Source organism: Cytobacillus spongiae, assembly GCF_021390075.1.
Genome location: NZ_CP089997.1, coordinates 1,294,667 through 1,309,877 on the forward strand (window position 1 = coordinate 1,294,667; position 15,211 = coordinate 1,309,877).

General features: G+C 37.0%; 19 protein-coding genes and 1 riboswitch. Of the genes, 9 read left to right on the forward strand and 10 right to left on the reverse strand.

Annotation, left to right across the window (positions count from 1 at the left end; genetic code table 11):
- The first annotated feature begins 194 nt into the window (after window positions 1–194).
- The 7 genes from cudC (at window position 195) to LS684_RS06695 (ending at window position 5,741) form a co-directional block, all read left to right on the forward strand.
- Window positions 195–746, forward strand: a complete 552-nt coding sequence (gene cudC, locus LS684_RS06665) for a choline uptake/conversion transcriptional regulator CudC (RefSeq protein WP_233810836.1) — start codon at window positions 195–197, stop codon at window positions 744–746.
- Between the two features lie 660 nt (window positions 747–1,406).
- Window positions 1,407–2,333 (forward strand): metal ABC transporter solute-binding protein, Zn/Mn family, encoded by a 927-nt coding sequence (locus tag LS684_RS06670; protein WP_233810837.1) that lies wholly within the window; start codon window positions 1,407–1,409, stop codon window positions 2,331–2,333.
- A gap of 12 nt (window positions 2,334–2,345) precedes the next feature.
- On the forward strand, window positions 2,346–3,095 hold the full coding sequence (locus LS684_RS06675) for a metal ABC transporter ATP-binding protein (RefSeq protein WP_233810838.1): 750 nt from the start codon (window positions 2,346–2,348) through the stop codon (window positions 3,093–3,095).
- Window positions 3,096–3,105: 10 nt separating this feature from the next.
- Window positions 3,106–4,419, forward strand: coding sequence for a metal ABC transporter permease (locus tag LS684_RS06680; RefSeq protein ID WP_233810839.1), 1,314 nt, complete (start codon window positions 3,106–3,108; stop codon window positions 4,417–4,419).
- Window positions 4,416–5,294: a metal ABC transporter permease gene (locus LS684_RS06685; RefSeq protein WP_233810840.1), complete on the forward strand. Its 879-nt coding sequence runs from the start codon at window positions 4,416–4,418 to the stop codon at window positions 5,292–5,294. Before LS684_RS06680 ends, LS684_RS06685 begins: the two co-directional genes overlap by 4 nt.
- A gap of 173 nt (window positions 5,295–5,467) precedes the next feature.
- On the forward strand, window positions 5,468–5,566 hold the full coding sequence (locus LS684_RS06690) for a YjcZ family sporulation protein (RefSeq protein ID WP_233810841.1): 99 nt from the start codon (window positions 5,468–5,470) through the stop codon (window positions 5,564–5,566).
- Between the two features lie 40 nt (window positions 5,567–5,606).
- Window positions 5,607–5,741: a YjcZ family sporulation protein gene (locus LS684_RS06695; protein ID WP_233810842.1), complete on the forward strand. Its 135-nt coding sequence runs from the start codon at window positions 5,607–5,609 to the stop codon at window positions 5,739–5,741.
- A 632-nt stretch (window positions 5,742–6,373) separates the two neighbouring features.
- Here the strand turns inward: LS684_RS06695 and LS684_RS06700 are convergent.
- Genes LS684_RS06700 through LS684_RS06720 form a run of 5 tightly spaced genes read right to left on the reverse strand, consistent with a single transcriptional unit; the run spans window position 6,374 to window position 9,965 of the window.
- Window positions 6,374–7,147, reverse strand: a complete 774-nt coding sequence (locus LS684_RS06700) for a TatD family hydrolase (protein ID WP_233810843.1) — start codon at window positions 7,145–7,147, stop codon at window positions 6,374–6,376.
- The gene (locus LS684_RS06705; RefSeq protein WP_233810844.1) at window positions 7,144–7,890 is read right to left on the reverse strand and encodes an ABC transporter ATP-binding protein; all 747 of its coding nucleotides are present in this window, start codon (window positions 7,888–7,890) and stop codon (window positions 7,144–7,146) included. The genes LS684_RS06700 and LS684_RS06705 overlap by 4 nt, the downstream gene beginning before the upstream one ends.
- Entirely contained in the window at window positions 7,887–8,654 is a 768-nt protein-coding gene (locus LS684_RS06710) for an ABC transporter permease (protein WP_233810845.1), read from the reverse strand. Before LS684_RS06710 ends, LS684_RS06705 begins: the two co-directional genes overlap by 4 nt.
- Entirely contained in the window at window positions 8,654–8,944 is a 291-nt protein-coding gene (locus LS684_RS06715; RefSeq protein WP_233810846.1) for a thiamine-binding protein, read from the reverse strand. The genes LS684_RS06710 and LS684_RS06715 overlap by 1 nt, the downstream gene beginning before the upstream one ends.
- Before the next feature lie 13 nt (window positions 8,945–8,957).
- A complete protein-coding gene (locus tag LS684_RS06720; protein ID WP_233810847.1) occupies window positions 8,958–9,965 on the reverse strand; it encodes an ABC transporter substrate-binding protein in 1,008 nt (335 codons plus the stop codon).
- A gap of 115 nt (window positions 9,966–10,080) precedes the next feature.
- Window positions 10,081–10,191: riboswitch (TPP riboswitch) on the reverse strand.
- A gap of 260 nt (window positions 10,192–10,451) precedes the next feature.
- Here LS684_RS06720 and LS684_RS06725 point away from each other — a divergent pair.
- Entirely contained in the window at window positions 10,452–11,063 is a 612-nt protein-coding gene (locus LS684_RS06725) for a cell wall hydrolase (protein WP_233810848.1), read from the forward strand.
- Between the two features lie 112 nt (window positions 11,064–11,175).
- A complete protein-coding gene (locus tag LS684_RS06730) occupies window positions 11,176–11,484 on the forward strand; it encodes a hypothetical protein (protein ID WP_233810849.1) in 309 nt (102 codons plus the stop codon).
- Here the strand turns inward: LS684_RS06730 and LS684_RS06735 are convergent, their stop codons facing one another.
- The 5 genes from LS684_RS06735 to LS684_RS06755 form a co-directional block, all read right to left on the reverse strand.
- Window positions 11,485–11,844, reverse strand: coding sequence for a MerR family transcriptional regulator (locus LS684_RS06735; protein WP_233810850.1), 360 nt, complete (start codon window positions 11,842–11,844; stop codon window positions 11,485–11,487). It lies immediately after the preceding gene.
- Between the two features lie 182 nt (window positions 11,845–12,026).
- Window positions 12,027–12,749 carry an SDR family oxidoreductase gene (locus LS684_RS06740; RefSeq protein WP_233810851.1) on the reverse strand — a complete coding sequence of 241 codons (723 nt, stop codon included), beginning with the start codon at window positions 12,747–12,749 and terminating at the stop codon, window positions 12,027–12,029.
- A gap of 136 nt (window positions 12,750–12,885) precedes the next feature.
- A complete protein-coding gene (locus LS684_RS06745; RefSeq protein ID WP_233810852.1) occupies window positions 12,886–13,275 on the reverse strand; it encodes a YkvA family protein in 390 nt (129 codons plus the stop codon).
- Window positions 13,276–13,427: 152 nt separating this feature from the next.
- Window positions 13,428–14,645, reverse strand: coding sequence for a NupC/NupG family nucleoside CNT transporter (locus tag LS684_RS06750; protein ID WP_233810853.1), 1,218 nt, complete (start codon window positions 14,643–14,645; stop codon window positions 13,428–13,430).
- 230 nt (window positions 14,646–14,875) lie between these two features.
- On the reverse strand, window positions 14,876–15,181 hold the full coding sequence (locus LS684_RS06755) for a hypothetical protein (RefSeq protein ID WP_233810854.1): 306 nt from the start codon (window positions 15,179–15,181) through the stop codon (window positions 14,876–14,878).
- Between the last annotated feature and the right edge of the window lie 30 nt (window positions 15,182–15,211).

Below are 15,211 nucleotides of genomic sequence, written 5' to 3' on the forward strand. Positions count from 1 at the left end.
ACAGAAAAAACTGTATGCACCGAATAGTCTGCATTCTTAAAATTCCTCTAAAATCCTCTATATTACTTTTGTATCACTTCCTTTACAATTATTATTTTGGTGTTAAGCTAATAAAGGATATGTCTATATAAGGTTTTTTTAGATATTCCTTCACTTTATTGAAACGATATAAGAATATAGGAAGTGGTTGTTACATGAAGGGAGCAGAAAAACTCGAGCAGGCACGTGAACGAGTTATTGATACAATTGCACAGAACATGAATTTATATGGAATAACCGATTCAATTGGTAGATTGTACGGCCTGCTTTATTTTCAAGAGGATTCGATGACACTTGATGAAATGAAAGAAGAGCTTGGAATGAGCAAAACAAGCATGAGCACATCGGTTCGAACCCTCATGGAATTAAAAATGGTCGAGAAAGTATGGAAAAAAGGGGTTCGAAAGGATTTGTATGAAGCCGAAGAAGATTGGTATCAAACTTTTATTGATTTTTTTACAATCAAATGGCGTGCAGGAGTATCAATCAATGTGAGCAGTATTGAAAAATCTCTTATTGAACTTAATGAGTTGATCAATGATCCTGAAGTAGCAAACGATATAAAAGCGGCAGCAAATAGAGATATTGGAAAGCTAAATGATAGCCTACTTTATTACGATTGGTTGAACCGGCTTGTAGATAGCTTTGAATCTAAGGAGATTTTTAATTATATACCAAAGAAACAACATAGGAATGAAAACAGATAGTGGTTAAAAATGCTGTAGCCAAACTCGAAGAAGTTCAGAGTTTGGCTACAGTTTTTTTTTACAATAAAGCGTATAGGACTTAGTTCTAAAGATAAGTGATTTTAATCAGGCAGAACACTCTACAATGTATGAGACTTGAGTACTGCCTTCATCCTAATAAATGTAATCGAGCAATCACCCTTTTGTTATTCGTGTTAACTCGCTTCACACAACAATTTATAAGTGCCAATTCAATAATGACGATAAAAAGTAACTACAGTGTTCAGTGAAAAATGAATTTGTCGAAAATAATTGTAGTTAAATCATTGACTTTATAGTTCATTTGCTTTAAATTTTGCATTAGGGAAACTTTTATGATTGTGGACAAAAAATATAACTTTATATAAAAAATATAGTCTAATATAAAAGTTATAGTTAAATATAAATTCTATGCACTAACCTAAAGATTGCAACATACACTTTTAAGAACTTATGCAAAGGGAACTATTCATTGAGGGATTCATATAGTTGCTTTTCCTTACAATCATTTTGCAGAATAGTGGTTAAAACAAAATAGTAGTAAGTAAGGTTGCGAAATCTGTACTTAAGTATCTTTAATAAAAATAAAAGACAGCTTTAGGTTCTAGCTAGCATCAAAAATAAATAATGGGGTGAATTTAAATGAAAAAGCTTTTAGGTTTATTAATGGTATTTACTTTAGCATTTTTAGGAGGATGTTCGGAGGAAACGAATCAATCGGATAAAAGTGGGGAAAAGCTTGTAGTTACAACAACAATTGGGCAGATTGCAGACGCTGTTAAAAATATTGGTGGAGATAAGGTTGAAGTTGAGAGTCTAATGGGACCAGGAACAGACCCTCATTTATATAAAGCGACTCAAGGTGATATTGCCAAGCTGCAAAGAGCAGATATTATATTTTATAACGGAATTCACTTAGAAGGTAAGATGCTTGAAGTATTTGAAAAAATGAATACGGAAAAGCCAACCTATGCGATTGCAGAATCTATTAAAGAATCAAAGTTATTGTCAGATGCTGCTGACAGCTCTGTAACTGATCCGCACGTATGGTTTAATATTGATCTATGGTTAGTTGCTTTAGAAGAAGTAAAAAAGGGATTAATTGAAGCAGATCCTGATAATAAAGAGCATTATGAAGCAAATGCAGAAGAGTATTTTAATAAGTTAAAAGAATTAAAGGAATTTGCTGTTGAAGAAATGAGCAAAATTCCAGATGAGCAACGTGTACTTGTTACAGCTCATGATGCATTTGGATATTTTGGAAACGCGTATAATATGGAAGTTATGGGCTTACAAGGACTTAGTACGGATGCTGAATATGGGCTAGGTGATGTTCAAAAACTTGTAGATACGTTAGTTTCTAAAAACATAAAAGCGGTATTTATCGAATCAAGCATATCAGAGCGTTCAATTAACGCGGTTATTGAGGGAGCTAAAAAGAAAGGTCATAATGTAGAAATTGGAGGAGAGCTTTTCTCAGATGCTATGGGTGAAGAAGGTACTGAGGAAGGTACTTATATCGGAATGTATAAGCACAATGTGAAAACGATTGTAGACGCTCTAAAATAGGAGGAACGTTGTATGAACCCTGTTCAAGTTAAAAATTTGACAGTTGCTTATCAAAAAAAGCCTGTTTTAACGGATGTAACATTTGAGGTGCCTGAAGGAAAGTTAATCGGAATCATCGGTCCAAATGGGGCAGGTAAATCAACGTTAATTAAAGCTATTTTAGGATTGATTCCAAAGGCATCTGGAGAGATTGAGATTTATGGGAAGAAATACCATCCGAAAGACAAAGTAGTCGGTTATGTACCACAGCGAGGGTCGGTCGATTGGGATTTCCCAACAAATGCTTTAGATGTTGTATTAATGGGGCGGTATGGTCATATTGGTTGGTTTAAGAGGCCTACTAAATCAGACATGGCTTTAGCCCTTGAATGCCTCCGAAAAGTAGGGATGGAAAACTATGCTAACAGACAAATAAGCCAATTATCTGGGGGACAGCAGCAAAGGGTGTTTCTAGCAAGAGCATTAGCTCAAGATGCGAAGGTCTACTTTATGGATGAACCATTCGTAGGGGTAGATGCAGCTACGGAACGAGCAATCATTGATCTTTTGAATGAATTAAAAAGCCAAGGGAAGACGGTGTTAGTTGTTCATCATGATTTACAAACAGTAAAAGATTATTTCGATCATGTTTTGCTACTTAATATGCGAACGATTGCCCAAGGACCTACAGATGAAACATTTACAATGGAAAATTTACATCGTACGTATGGTGGTAGATTAGCATTCTTAGAGAAAGATCAGCTGATGGTGGAACAAAAATGAGGTGTTTGATGTGAATGATGTTATTCAAATGATCTTAAACGATGCAAATACTCAATGGGTCCTTCTCGGAACGATGCTGCTCGGGATTGCAAGTGGTGTTTTAGGAAGTATTGCTCTATTAAGGAAACAAAGCTTAATTGGTGATGCAGTAGCTCATGCAGCCTTGCCGGGGATTTGTATAGCTTTCTTAATAACGGGAGAGAAATCACTGATTGCCCTTTTAATTGGAGCAACAATCACTGGTTTATTAGCTGCATACTGTATCCAATTCATTACATCAACTTCCATTTTAAAAGAGGATACAGCCATTTGTTTAATTCTATCCGTTTTCTTCGGATTTGGGATTGTATTATTAACGAAAGTCTCTCAATCTTCGTCGGGAAATAAAAGTGGCTTAGACGATTTCATTTTTGGGCAGGCTGCTTCTTTAGTAGGTAATGACGTTAAACTAATGGCAGGTGCAGCATTTGTTCTTATTTTCATTACAGGCTTACTATTTAAAGAATTAAAGGTTTTAACATTCGATCCTGCATTTGCTAGAGGTCTTGGACTACCGACAGCTTTATTAAATTTCTTATTCTTATCTCTGCTTGTTGCAGCTGTAGTTATTGGAATTCAAGCAGTTGGGGTTATTTTAATGGCAGCGATGCTGATTACACCATCTATTGCCGCACGCTACTGGACGAATTCATTAGGGAAAATGGTCGTCATATCAGGTTTCTTTGGTGCCCTTTCAGGTATGATTGGTACAATTGTTAGTACATTTGGAGAAGGGTTAGCGACAGGTCCTTTCATCGTGGTTACGGCAACAGTTTTGTTTTTTATCTCCATGCTATTCGCTCCAGAAAGAGGTCTATTGACGAAGTGGGTAAAGAGAATGCTCTTTAATAAACAAACTAGAAAAGAGCAAGTGCTTCGCGGGTTGTATAAATTATCAGAGGAAAAGTATTTAACAAGTGGCAATGAACATTATGAAGTGCCAAAGCGAATGATATTGACCCAACTAGGTTACTCAGAGAGAAATTTGGATAAGTTGCTTCAAGAGCTTATTAAAGATCGATTTCTGCATGAATCGGATTCAGGATGGTCCCTTTCAAAAGAAGGAATATTGAAGGCTTATGAACTAACAATGGAACAAAGAATCACTGAAATTTGTTTAATGCACAGAGATGAATTTAATGAAGAGGAGAAAGATGAAATAACAGACAAAGTGATGAAAGAGCCATCTGATCCCATGACAAAACGAGTGCTTCAACTGCTCGAACAGTATAATATGACGCCGGCACTTTCGCCTGTTATAAATGAAAGGAAACGATTGTCATGAGTTATGAAGCTTGGATATTAATTGTTGGATCGCTTGCTGGGGTAACTTGTGGAATCACAGGCTGTTTCTTAATTTTACGAAAGCTCTCCATGCTAGCAGATGCGATTAGTCATACAGTTCTGCTAGGGATTGTATTAGCTTTTATGATAAGTCAAAGCATGAGTGGAGTTTATATGCTGATAGGGGCTGCCATCGTTGGCTTATTGACTACATTCTTCGTGCAGTTATTTCATTCTAGTGGGATACAAGAAGATGCCTCCATTGGTGTAGTATTTACATTTTTATTTGCTGTAGGTGTTATTTTACTTACCATTTTTGCTGATGATGTACACTTGGATGTAGATCATGCCCTTATGGGAGAGATTACATTCGTACCATGGGATCTTGTGAAGTGGGGCTTTTTGCCAGAGCTTCCTAAAGCATTTCTCATGTTAAGTGTTGTATTAATCATCAATTTGCTGATTATTGGATTATTCTACAAAGAATTCAAGATTACATCCTTTGACCCGCAAATGGCAGCGGCTATTGGAATTCCAGTATTATTTATTCACTATCTTCTGATGGGGATGGTATCAGTCACAACGGTTGCATCCTTTGATAGTGTCGGAGCTATATTAGTTGTAGCCATGCTAATTGCTCCAGGTGCATCTGCTTATTTATTAACAGATCAACTTAAAGTCATGCTTGTATTAAGTGCTCTATTTGGCGTAATGGCTGCTGTCGTTGGATATTACATGGCAAGCTGGTTGAATGTTTCTATCTCAGGATCTATGGCTACGATAAATGGGCTCATATTCTTAGTAGTTTTCTTATTTTCACCGACTAAGGGGTTAATCTCTAAGAAACTGTCAATGAAAAAGTTAAAAACAGAATAAACAACAAAAACAGGCTGACTCAAGATGAGTCAGTCTGTTTTTGTTTCTAAATGGATTGTAAATGAGTTCTGAGATAAGGCTAATGAAAACACCTAAAATGGGTAAATGACTATCGCACATTTGACTCAGGTTGAATAAGATATAGGGAATCAAAAAGAAGGAGGTAATGTGTGATGTCAGCTGGATATGGATATGGCGGAGGTTTTGCTCTAGTCGTTGTATTGTTCATTCTTTTAATTATCATCGGAGCTTCTTGGGGTTACGGATATTAATAAAGTAAACCGTTCATTCGTATAGAAGGAGGCGATTTAAATGCCATACGGTTATGGATATGGATATGGTTGTGGATACGGTTACGGAGGCTGTGGCTATGGTGGCGGCTTCGCCCTAATCGTAGTCCTATTCATCCTACTAATCATAGTGGGAGCAGCCTGCTTTAAGTGGTAATAAGAAAAGCGGAAACGCCCGTTTAGCACCGTAGAAACTGGAAGACCTCCCGTATGAGATAAAGGAAACACGGAGAGCGGAAGCGATTCGATGTTGACTTATCGTAAGGAGGAGGGCTGAAGTTTCATAGGTGCTGGGCGTTGGAGCTAGACACTGAACAAGCTAAGGGAAATAACTCTAGATAAAAGTAGATAAAGCGGAAACGCCCGTTTAGCACCGTAGAAACTGGAAGACCTCCCGAAATCTAGTTGCGGCTCCTAGACCCTCGAGGTCATAAGCTGAACTGTTCTGTGGCAAAGTGCGCCACGCCACAGTCCATCTTATGCAAGTCGGGTCTGACCAGTCGCCTCACTTTATATTGTATGAGATAAAGGAAACACGGAGAGCGGAAGCGATTCGATGTTGACTTATCGTAAGGAGGAGGGCTGAAGTTTCATAGGTGCTGGGCGTTGGAGCTAGACACTGAACAAGCTAAGGGAAATAACTCTAGATAAAAGTAGATAAAGCGGAAACGCCCGTTTAGCACCGTAGAAACTGGAGATAAGACGGTGTATGCGTTGCTTTGAATTTAAGATAATAATGAAGAAGCAGGGAATTATACTGATTAATATCTCTGCTTCTTTTGTTTGATTTTATGAATTTATTGAATAAAAAAGCTGAGTATTCTTGAGTATTTGATCATAAACCTTTTCAATGTTATTGCTTTTAAGTTTTGAAATTTCTTTAATGGAATGATGAATCATAGTTGGGTGTGTCATTTGATTATTAAAAGGTCCTTCAAATGGCCAGGGACCATCAGTTTCTACCATCAATTGGCAAAGTGGATATTCGCTAACGAGCTCTTGTATTTCTTTCTCATATAATACGTCTGGAGTAATTGAAATATAATATCCGTTGGTTATCATTCGCTGTATTGTTTTATTATCACCTTTAAACCAGTGAAAATGAGCTTTTGTGAACGAATGTTTCTCCAAGAGATCACAAACGAGTGGTGCATCTTCGTAAACAGCATGAAGAATAATGGGTTTGTTGAACTCTTTGGCCATTTTGATGAAGATTTCCATTAACTCTATATAGGGGGAAAGAGACAGTGTTTTCTCTTTTCTTGAATAATAGGGAAGTCCTACTTCACCGATAGCAACCATTTCACCTTGATTCACGGTTATCCAATCAAATAGCTCACTTAGATTTCTGTCATTTGGTATCTCCTGTTCTGGATGAAATCCGTATGCTGGTAGGATAAATGGATATTTTTTCGCTAGAACTTGATTGGTCATACATGAAGATAAATCGAACGATACAGAAATGAGTTTTTGAATTGAAGGATCAAGGGAGTCTAGCATGAGTGATAATTCATCGTGTTTATAGTGATCTAAATGAATATGAGCATCAATTATGTGTTTCATGCTTTCTTACCTGCCCTTTTTAACTCGTAATAAATTTCTTTTTTCCATAATAAAAATTCCTCATCTAAAAGAAGTTCTTCTGGGCGTGGTCGCTCAAAGGGAATATGAAATTCTCTATTCACCTTTGCTGGTTTGTCAGAAAAGACTACTACTCGGTCCGAAAGAAACAACGCTTCTTCAATATTATGTGTCACAAACAAAACAGTTGGTCGATGTTCTTCCCAAATGCTTAATAGCCATTTTTGCATTTCTAATCGTGTCAATTCATCCAATGCGGAGAAGGGTTCATCTAAACATATTAACTTTTGTGGACTGAGAAGAGCTCGTATAAAGGCAACCCTCTGCTTCATACCACCAGAAAGCTCATGTGGATAAGCATCTACATATGGACCTAAGCCGGCATTATCGATCATCGATTTTGCTCGCACAACGTCCTTTATTCCTTGTAATTCTTGCCCTAAAAGAACATTTTGCAGAACAGTTCTCCAAGGAAATAGGGAAGGAGTCTGAGGCATATAGCTAATCGACCCTTTTTGCCCATTAATTAAGCGGTCACCAATGTGAATCGTACCCTTGTCTGGTGTTAATAAACCACCGATTAAATGGAATAAGGTACTTTTCCCACTACCAGATGGACCAAGGACGGATACGAATTCACCTTCTTTGATCGATAAGTGTAAGTTTTGAATGACATCATGATTGTTAAAGGTTTTTGCTACATTATGCACGGATAATAGACTCATTTTCGGTCACCTCCATTCGACTGCCAACGGATTAGTTTTCGTTCCACTAGATTAATCAACGCAAAAAAGATTAAGCTTAGAAGCATAATGGCAAATATGGCTACAAACACTTTATCCGTTCTGAAGGAAGAAGAAGCAAGTGTCATATAAACACCAATTCCTTCTTTTGCACCAAGCCATTCAGATATGACCGCACCCATTACACTATAAGTAGCGGAAATTTTTAACCCTGAGAATAAGGATGGAAGGGAAAAGGGAAGTTCTAACTTCCAAAATAATTGCATTTTATTTGCACCTGCCATCATCATATAATGCTTCAACTCAGGTGATGTTTGTCTAAACCCATCTAAAGCTGCAACAGTAATTGGAAAGAAACAAACAAGTGTAATCACAATCATCTTTGGAAGGATCCCAAACCCAAACCATATGACTAATAGAGGAGCAAGTACAATAATGGGAACATTTTGAGATAAGATAAGTAATGGATAGACCGATTCCCGGATAAACGGAATAAGGTGTAAGATAATTGCAGTTAAAAGTCCAATACCTGCTCCAATGGTAAAGCCTAACAACGCCAGCTTAGACGTAGATACCATATTTGGCCAAAAGTTGGGAAACCCAATTATAGCTTCTTTAATTATGCTAGTTGGTGGGGGGAGTAGCCATTTAGGAATATTCAAATACGTGACTGAAATTTCCCATGTAACGAACAAAAGGAGGAGAACCAGTAGCGGTCTCCATCCTTTGAGCCAATCCTTCTTCATTATCGATATTTCTCCGTTAACTCAGCCATCGTAATTCCGGAAGGCTGATAAAGGACTTTAATTTGCGAAATGACGTTGCTACTCCCCATTTCTATCATTCGCTCATTCATTTCAGTAATTATGCTAAAAATTTGACCAAGTTCTCCTTCTATTGTAGTTTCTAAAGGATTTACTTGATAAGTGAGACCAGATTGATGAATCACGTTAATCGCTTCATCTACATAAGGAATTACATTTTCTCCATTTTTTGTTTTTGGTAGTATTTGAATACTCACTAGTGAATTTGCCATTTGACATATCTCCTTACTCTGGTAGGAATTCATTTGTAAATGCTTTTTTCGCATCTAATTCCTTTTCTAGTAGATTATTTTCATACATCCAAGTTGCATAGTTTTCCCATACTTTGAGCTTTTGTTCGCCCCATTTAGCTGCGTCATCTTTATATTTTGGTGCAAGCCATTCTTGACTCTTTTGCACCAGTTCTGCATCAAGATCTGGTGCAGCAGCAATTAAGATATCAGCAGCTGCCAAAGGGTTTTCAATAGAAAATTCATACCCTTTCGTTACGGCTTTTAGAAAAGCCTTTACGGTATCTGGTTGATCCTTAAGCATGGTTTCATTCGTAGTTAAAACAGGAGTATAATAATCTAGTTTCTCCGAAAAGTCGGTTAAGTACACCATATTGATTTCTTCATTTCTTAGCTCTGCTTCTACTCCTGTCCATCCATAATATATCCAGGCAAAGTCAATATCTCTTTGAACTGCTGTGAAGAAATCGCTGTCACCCATATTCACGATAGAAACTTTATTTACATCCGCGTTTTCTTGCTTCATGATTGACTCAATGACAGCCTTTTCTACAGGTGAACCCCAACCACCATAAGATTTTCCTTCAAAATCCTTTGGGGATTGGATATTTTTATCGGCAGGTGAAGCGAATCCAGACGTATTATGTTGGATGACCGCTGCAATTGAAACAATTGGTACATCTTGAATTCTAGCTTGTGTAATCGACTCTTGATAGCTTACACCAAACTCAGATTTTCCTGATGCCACTAGCTGATCGGCACCGGCTTCCCCTGGCATGATGATTTCTACGTCTAAGCCTTCTTCTTCAAAGTATCCTTTATCCTTAGCCACGTAAAGACCTGTATGGTTTGTGTTTGGTGTCCAGTCTAAAACGACAGAAACCTTTTCAAGGGAATCTTGTTTTTCTTTTTTATCTGTAGCCGATTTATTTTCCTCTCCATCATTGCTACATCCTACAAGTAATCCTAAAGCTAATAATGAACTAAGCCATTTTTTCTTCATGTTCATTCCTCCTTGTTGTATTATGTAAAATATTAGGTATTAAAAAGAAATGGAGGGAACTAAAAAACGCCAAGGCTCAGAACCAAGGCGCATATCGATTAAACAAATGAATATTTGTTTTATAGAATATGTTCCCTACGCTGGTATCAACCAGATCAGGTTCTGAGGGTCAACATCTTTCGGATGAAATCTCAACCAGCATCAACTGGTCCCCCTACAATTCTTCTTATTCAATTAGGTCTGTTAAACGTAGCTAAGTTTCTTTCACCTTTTCGTGGGAGTGAAAGAAATAAGGATAACAGATTCTTGTAATGAAATACTCCCATCATTATAGCAGATTTTTATGATTTGACTAGTTAATTGCTTACATTTCCATTAAAGGGTAGGAATAAATAACATGGAAATCATTTATATTGAATCTTCCAGAGAGACTGTGATAAGGTATAACGTATGTTTTTCAATTCAATAGAAAAAGGAGGAATATCGATGAGAAAACTAATTTCTTTAGTCGTATTCATGGGAGTCCTCTCATTCTCTTTCATCCAGATTAATAACAGTGCTTCTGCTGAACTTATAGACGGTGTTAAAGTGTATAAGATGAAAAAAGGGGAAACTCTTCTAGATAAAGGAAAAGAGTTCGGTGTATCAGAGAAAGAAATCAAGATCGTAAATTTTTTAAAGGATGACCAAGATTTAAGCGGAAAAAAAATCATCGTGCCAAAACCTGTTCAAGATTCTTCCATAACTCCATCTGAAAAAGAGTTATTAGCTAGACTTGTACATGCTGAAGCTGAAGGGGAACCATTTAAAGGAAAAGTTGCTGTTGCAGAGGTCGTCTTAAACCGAGTAGAAAGTGACCAGTTCCCAGATACAATAAAAGAAGTTATATATGAGGACAAGCAATTTCAACCTGTCGACAATGGTACGATTAACCAGCCCGCTGGAGATGAAGCAAAACAAGCGGTTAAAGAAGCTATTCAACATGATGAAATAGGAAAGGACTCTTTATATTTCTATAATCCAAATATTATTAGCAGCACATGGCTCCAAACAAGAACAGTCACATTTGAAATTGGAAACCATCGATTTGCAAAATAAATAGTACGATGAAAACCAGCTATCCTACAGGTATGCTGGTTTTTTTTCATTAGGAATGAAATTTGGTGGATTAAAGGAGAATAAAACTATATAGAAAAGGAGTGAATTACGGATGCCCCGCAAGTCATCAGAAGAGCTTGAAGAAATGGGTAATAGGAATACTGACAATGAAATATCAAAGCTAAACAGATTTTTAGGTGTGGTGATGGAATATATTTCAGATGATGAAATAGAAGAAATCGACGTAGAGCACTTACTTGACAGGACAGAGGGATTGCGCGACTGGTGGAATCAATACCTTGAAAAAAATCGAGTTCAGTTGGAGGAGGGCATCAAAAACGCTTTAAGTGAACTTTCAATAGAAGAACTACAGCTAATTAAGGATCAAATTAAACAATATGAAGAGAAAGTGAAAGGATGACTAACATTCATCCTTTCCTTCATAGAATGCAATTTTTCTATCTACTTTATTAATATTCAATTCTAATTCTTTTATTTGATTTTCGATTTTTATTCGATGGGAGAGCAGGATTCTTTTTCTTTCTTCAATGGTAGTAGTCCCAATAATACTTAATCTGACGATTTCTTTTATTTGCTGGACAGGCATATTCGTTTCCTTTAGGCAGGTAACTATATCAAGCCATGCAATATTTTCTTCTGTATACAATCTATTCCCTGTGTGGTCTCTATTAATTGGAGGCAATATCCCTTCTTTTTCATAATATCTTAACGTATGAGTAGATAGGCCAGCGATTGATGAGACTTCATTAATTTTATACATGTATACATCCCCTTTTTGCTAAAATTGGAATCAATTCTGTAAACTTGGTTTAGGCTTTTTCTTCCACAATCTGCTGTCTTACTTAGGTCTACTTCTATTAATATGTAATATAATTCTCAATCATAAAACGAAAAAAATCTAGACTTAATTAGAACTAAATGTACTAATCAAGTCTAGTTATATTATGCATCCTGCATAGTATCGGTAATGATTAGCTCGCGAATTAGGACAGATTGTGGCAAGTCATAGACAAATTTAATCGTTGTTGCAATATCAGATGCTGTAATATTGATTGCTCCTACACTCTGTTTCCAAGCCTCATAGCCTTCAATTATTTCATCACTTGTTGTATGGGATAATAATTCAGTCCCAACCGCACCTGGCTCCACACACACCACTCTTACATTAAAGGGGCTCATTTCAGCTCTTGCAACTTGAGTTAGTCCTCTAACCCCATATTTACTCGCACAGTATACTGCGTGGTTTCCAAATGGCTGAACACCTGCAATGGAGGAAAGATTAATTATGGTGCCGAATTTTCGATCTTTCATATCTTTCATGACAATTTGCATCCCATTTAAAACACCCATTACATTCACATCAAGCATTGTTTTCCATTCGCTTGGATTTTGATTGTCTATCGTGCCAAGTAGCATTACCCCAGCATTATTGATAAGTAAATCGGTTTTTCCATATCGGTCTTCAGCTTCACGAACGGCTTTTTCAAAAGCATCTAAGTCTGTTACATCTACTTTTCTACACATGGCATTAGGTAGGTTCATTTCCTGTAATCGTTCAATTCTTCTAGCTAAAAGTAAAACAGGATTGCCAGCGTTACTAAATAACTTGGCCATTTCTTTTCCGAAACCTGAGCTTGCACCTGTAATGACAACTAATTTCTTCATTAAATAGACTCTCCCTATTGATAAAATATTTAAAGAGTCAGTTTGAATGACTGACATAGTCAGTGTAAGCCTTAGAGTAAACTCTAAGTAAAGTGGTTAATTAAAGAAAAGGATGAATTAAAAATGTAGTTACCCCTTAATCTTCTTTCCATTTTCGAAATTCTTCTAAATCTGTTGAAATCTGTTTAAGAGTAAAACCAATAACGGCCGCATCATCCAAAAACCCAAGGGTCATGATAAAGTCAGGTACAATGTCTATTGGAGCTACAAAATAAAGAATAGTTGCGATGATCATGACAATCGATTTTTTCGGTATTTTTGTATATTCCCCTTTAGACCACGCCTTTATTAATTGAATTAATAGCTGAAATTTATCCCAAACTTCAGATAAAGAACCTTTTTTCTCATCTGCTTTTCTAATGGCTTTCTTTAATAAACCTTCTGTTTTTTCGGGATTTTGTGCGTATTCCTCTGCTTTTGCTTCGTATTTTTTATATCCATCTTCAAACAGGTTGTTATTCTTCATAATAATAAGTTTCACCTCATTGAAAAGTATAGTATTCACAATAAGTGCTATTAAAGATACTATAGCTATGTTTTTATGCTAAGTAAAATATTTGCAAAAAAAGTCCTCCACCGAATAGATGGAGGACGAGATAATGTGTACAGTTGCGATATTTAAAATAACATACCAGCAATAGCACCACTTAATAAAGATGCAAGTGCACCTGCAATAACAGCCTTCACACCAAGGCGAGCAATATCCGCTCTGCGATTAGGCGCAAGATTTCCGAGCCCTCCTAATAGAATGGCCATCGAGGATATGTTCGCAAAGCCGCAGAGAGCAAAGCTGATAATTGCAACTGTTTTATCTGTTAAGTTCGGTATGTCTGGTGCAAAAGCAGAATAAGCAACAAATTCATTTAAGATGATCTTTTGCCCAATATAGTTGCCAGCTTGTACGGCTTCAGCCCATGGAACACCAATCGCAAAGGCTAATGGGGAGAATACATAGCCTAAAATCATCTCAAGGCTTAGTTGGTCAAATCCAACGAGTCCACCAATTAACCCTAAAATCCCATTAATTAATGCGACTAGTGCAATAAATGCGAGAAGCATAGCACCAATATTTAATGCAAGTTGTAAGCCAACACTTGCCCCCCTTGCTGCCGCATCGATCACGTTTGTAGACTCATTATCGACCTCCATTTCGAATTCCTTGCCTTCTTCATTCTCTTCCTGCTCTGGAATTATCATTTTCGCCATAATTAAACCTGCTGGAGCCGCCATAAAGCTTGCTGCAAGTAAATATTCTAACGGTACCCCAAGCAATGAGTATCCAACAAGAACAGATCCCGCTACAGAAGCTAATCCTCCTGTCATAACGGCAAAGAGCTCAGAATGCGTCATGTGAGCCAAATAGGGGCGCACGACTAGTGGAGCCTCTGTTTGTCCGACGAAGATGTTTGCAGCTGCAGACATTGATTCTGCCTTTCTCGTTCCAAGCAGCCAAGAAAGAGCTCCCCCAAGGAATTTAATAAAAAACTGCATGATTTTTAAATAATAGAGTACAGAAATTAACGCAGAAAAGAATATGACGACTGGTAAGACTTGAAAAGCGAATACAAACCCAACACCAGATTGGTCAGTAAACAAACCACCAAACAAAAAGTTAATTCCTTCATTCGCATAATTAATAATGTCATTAACAGCCATGGTAAGCCCATTAAGAGCTTTTTTTCCTAAATCCCACTTTAAGACTGCAAATGCGAAGCCTAGCTGAATAGCTAACCCAGCAAGGATGGTCCGAAAGTTTATCGAACGTTTGTTGTTAGAAAGAAGAAAGGCAATTCCTAAAACCGTTAAGATTCCAAATATACCCCAAATATAGTTCATCTTTTCACCTCTGTTTAATATGTATTTACATGATGTGGGTTTCATTATTTTATTATCATTCCAAAAGAGATTTTTATTATGAGGCGAAACATATGAAAAATAGAAAAGGAAATAAAAAAAGAGAACCAAGCTTAGGGAATCGTTTTGAATTCCTGCTAAGTAGGGAAATGTGAAATGAGGATGTAAACAAAGAGACATAGTGCAGACTATGTCCCTTTGATGTACCTTACTTAATAATCGTCTGCAATAAAGGCATTTCCGTTTAAGTTCTTATTTGCATTTGCTACTTTTTGTTCTGAGTCTTGATCAGAATCTTGTCCTTGTGCTTGCCCTTGGTATTGCGACTGATATTGAAATTGATATTGAAATTGCTCTTGGAACGCCTTTGCAAAGGCATGTGAAAATGCATCTGAATAAGCGAATGCGGTATTGTCAGTATCTACTTCAGTTTTTTGCATCTGTTGCTGAATGGCAATTGCCAATGCTACTGCAGCAGCAATCGTTTCTTCATCGAATAACCCATTACCTAATCCCATCTTTTTACCTCCTTTATCCTTTGAATGATT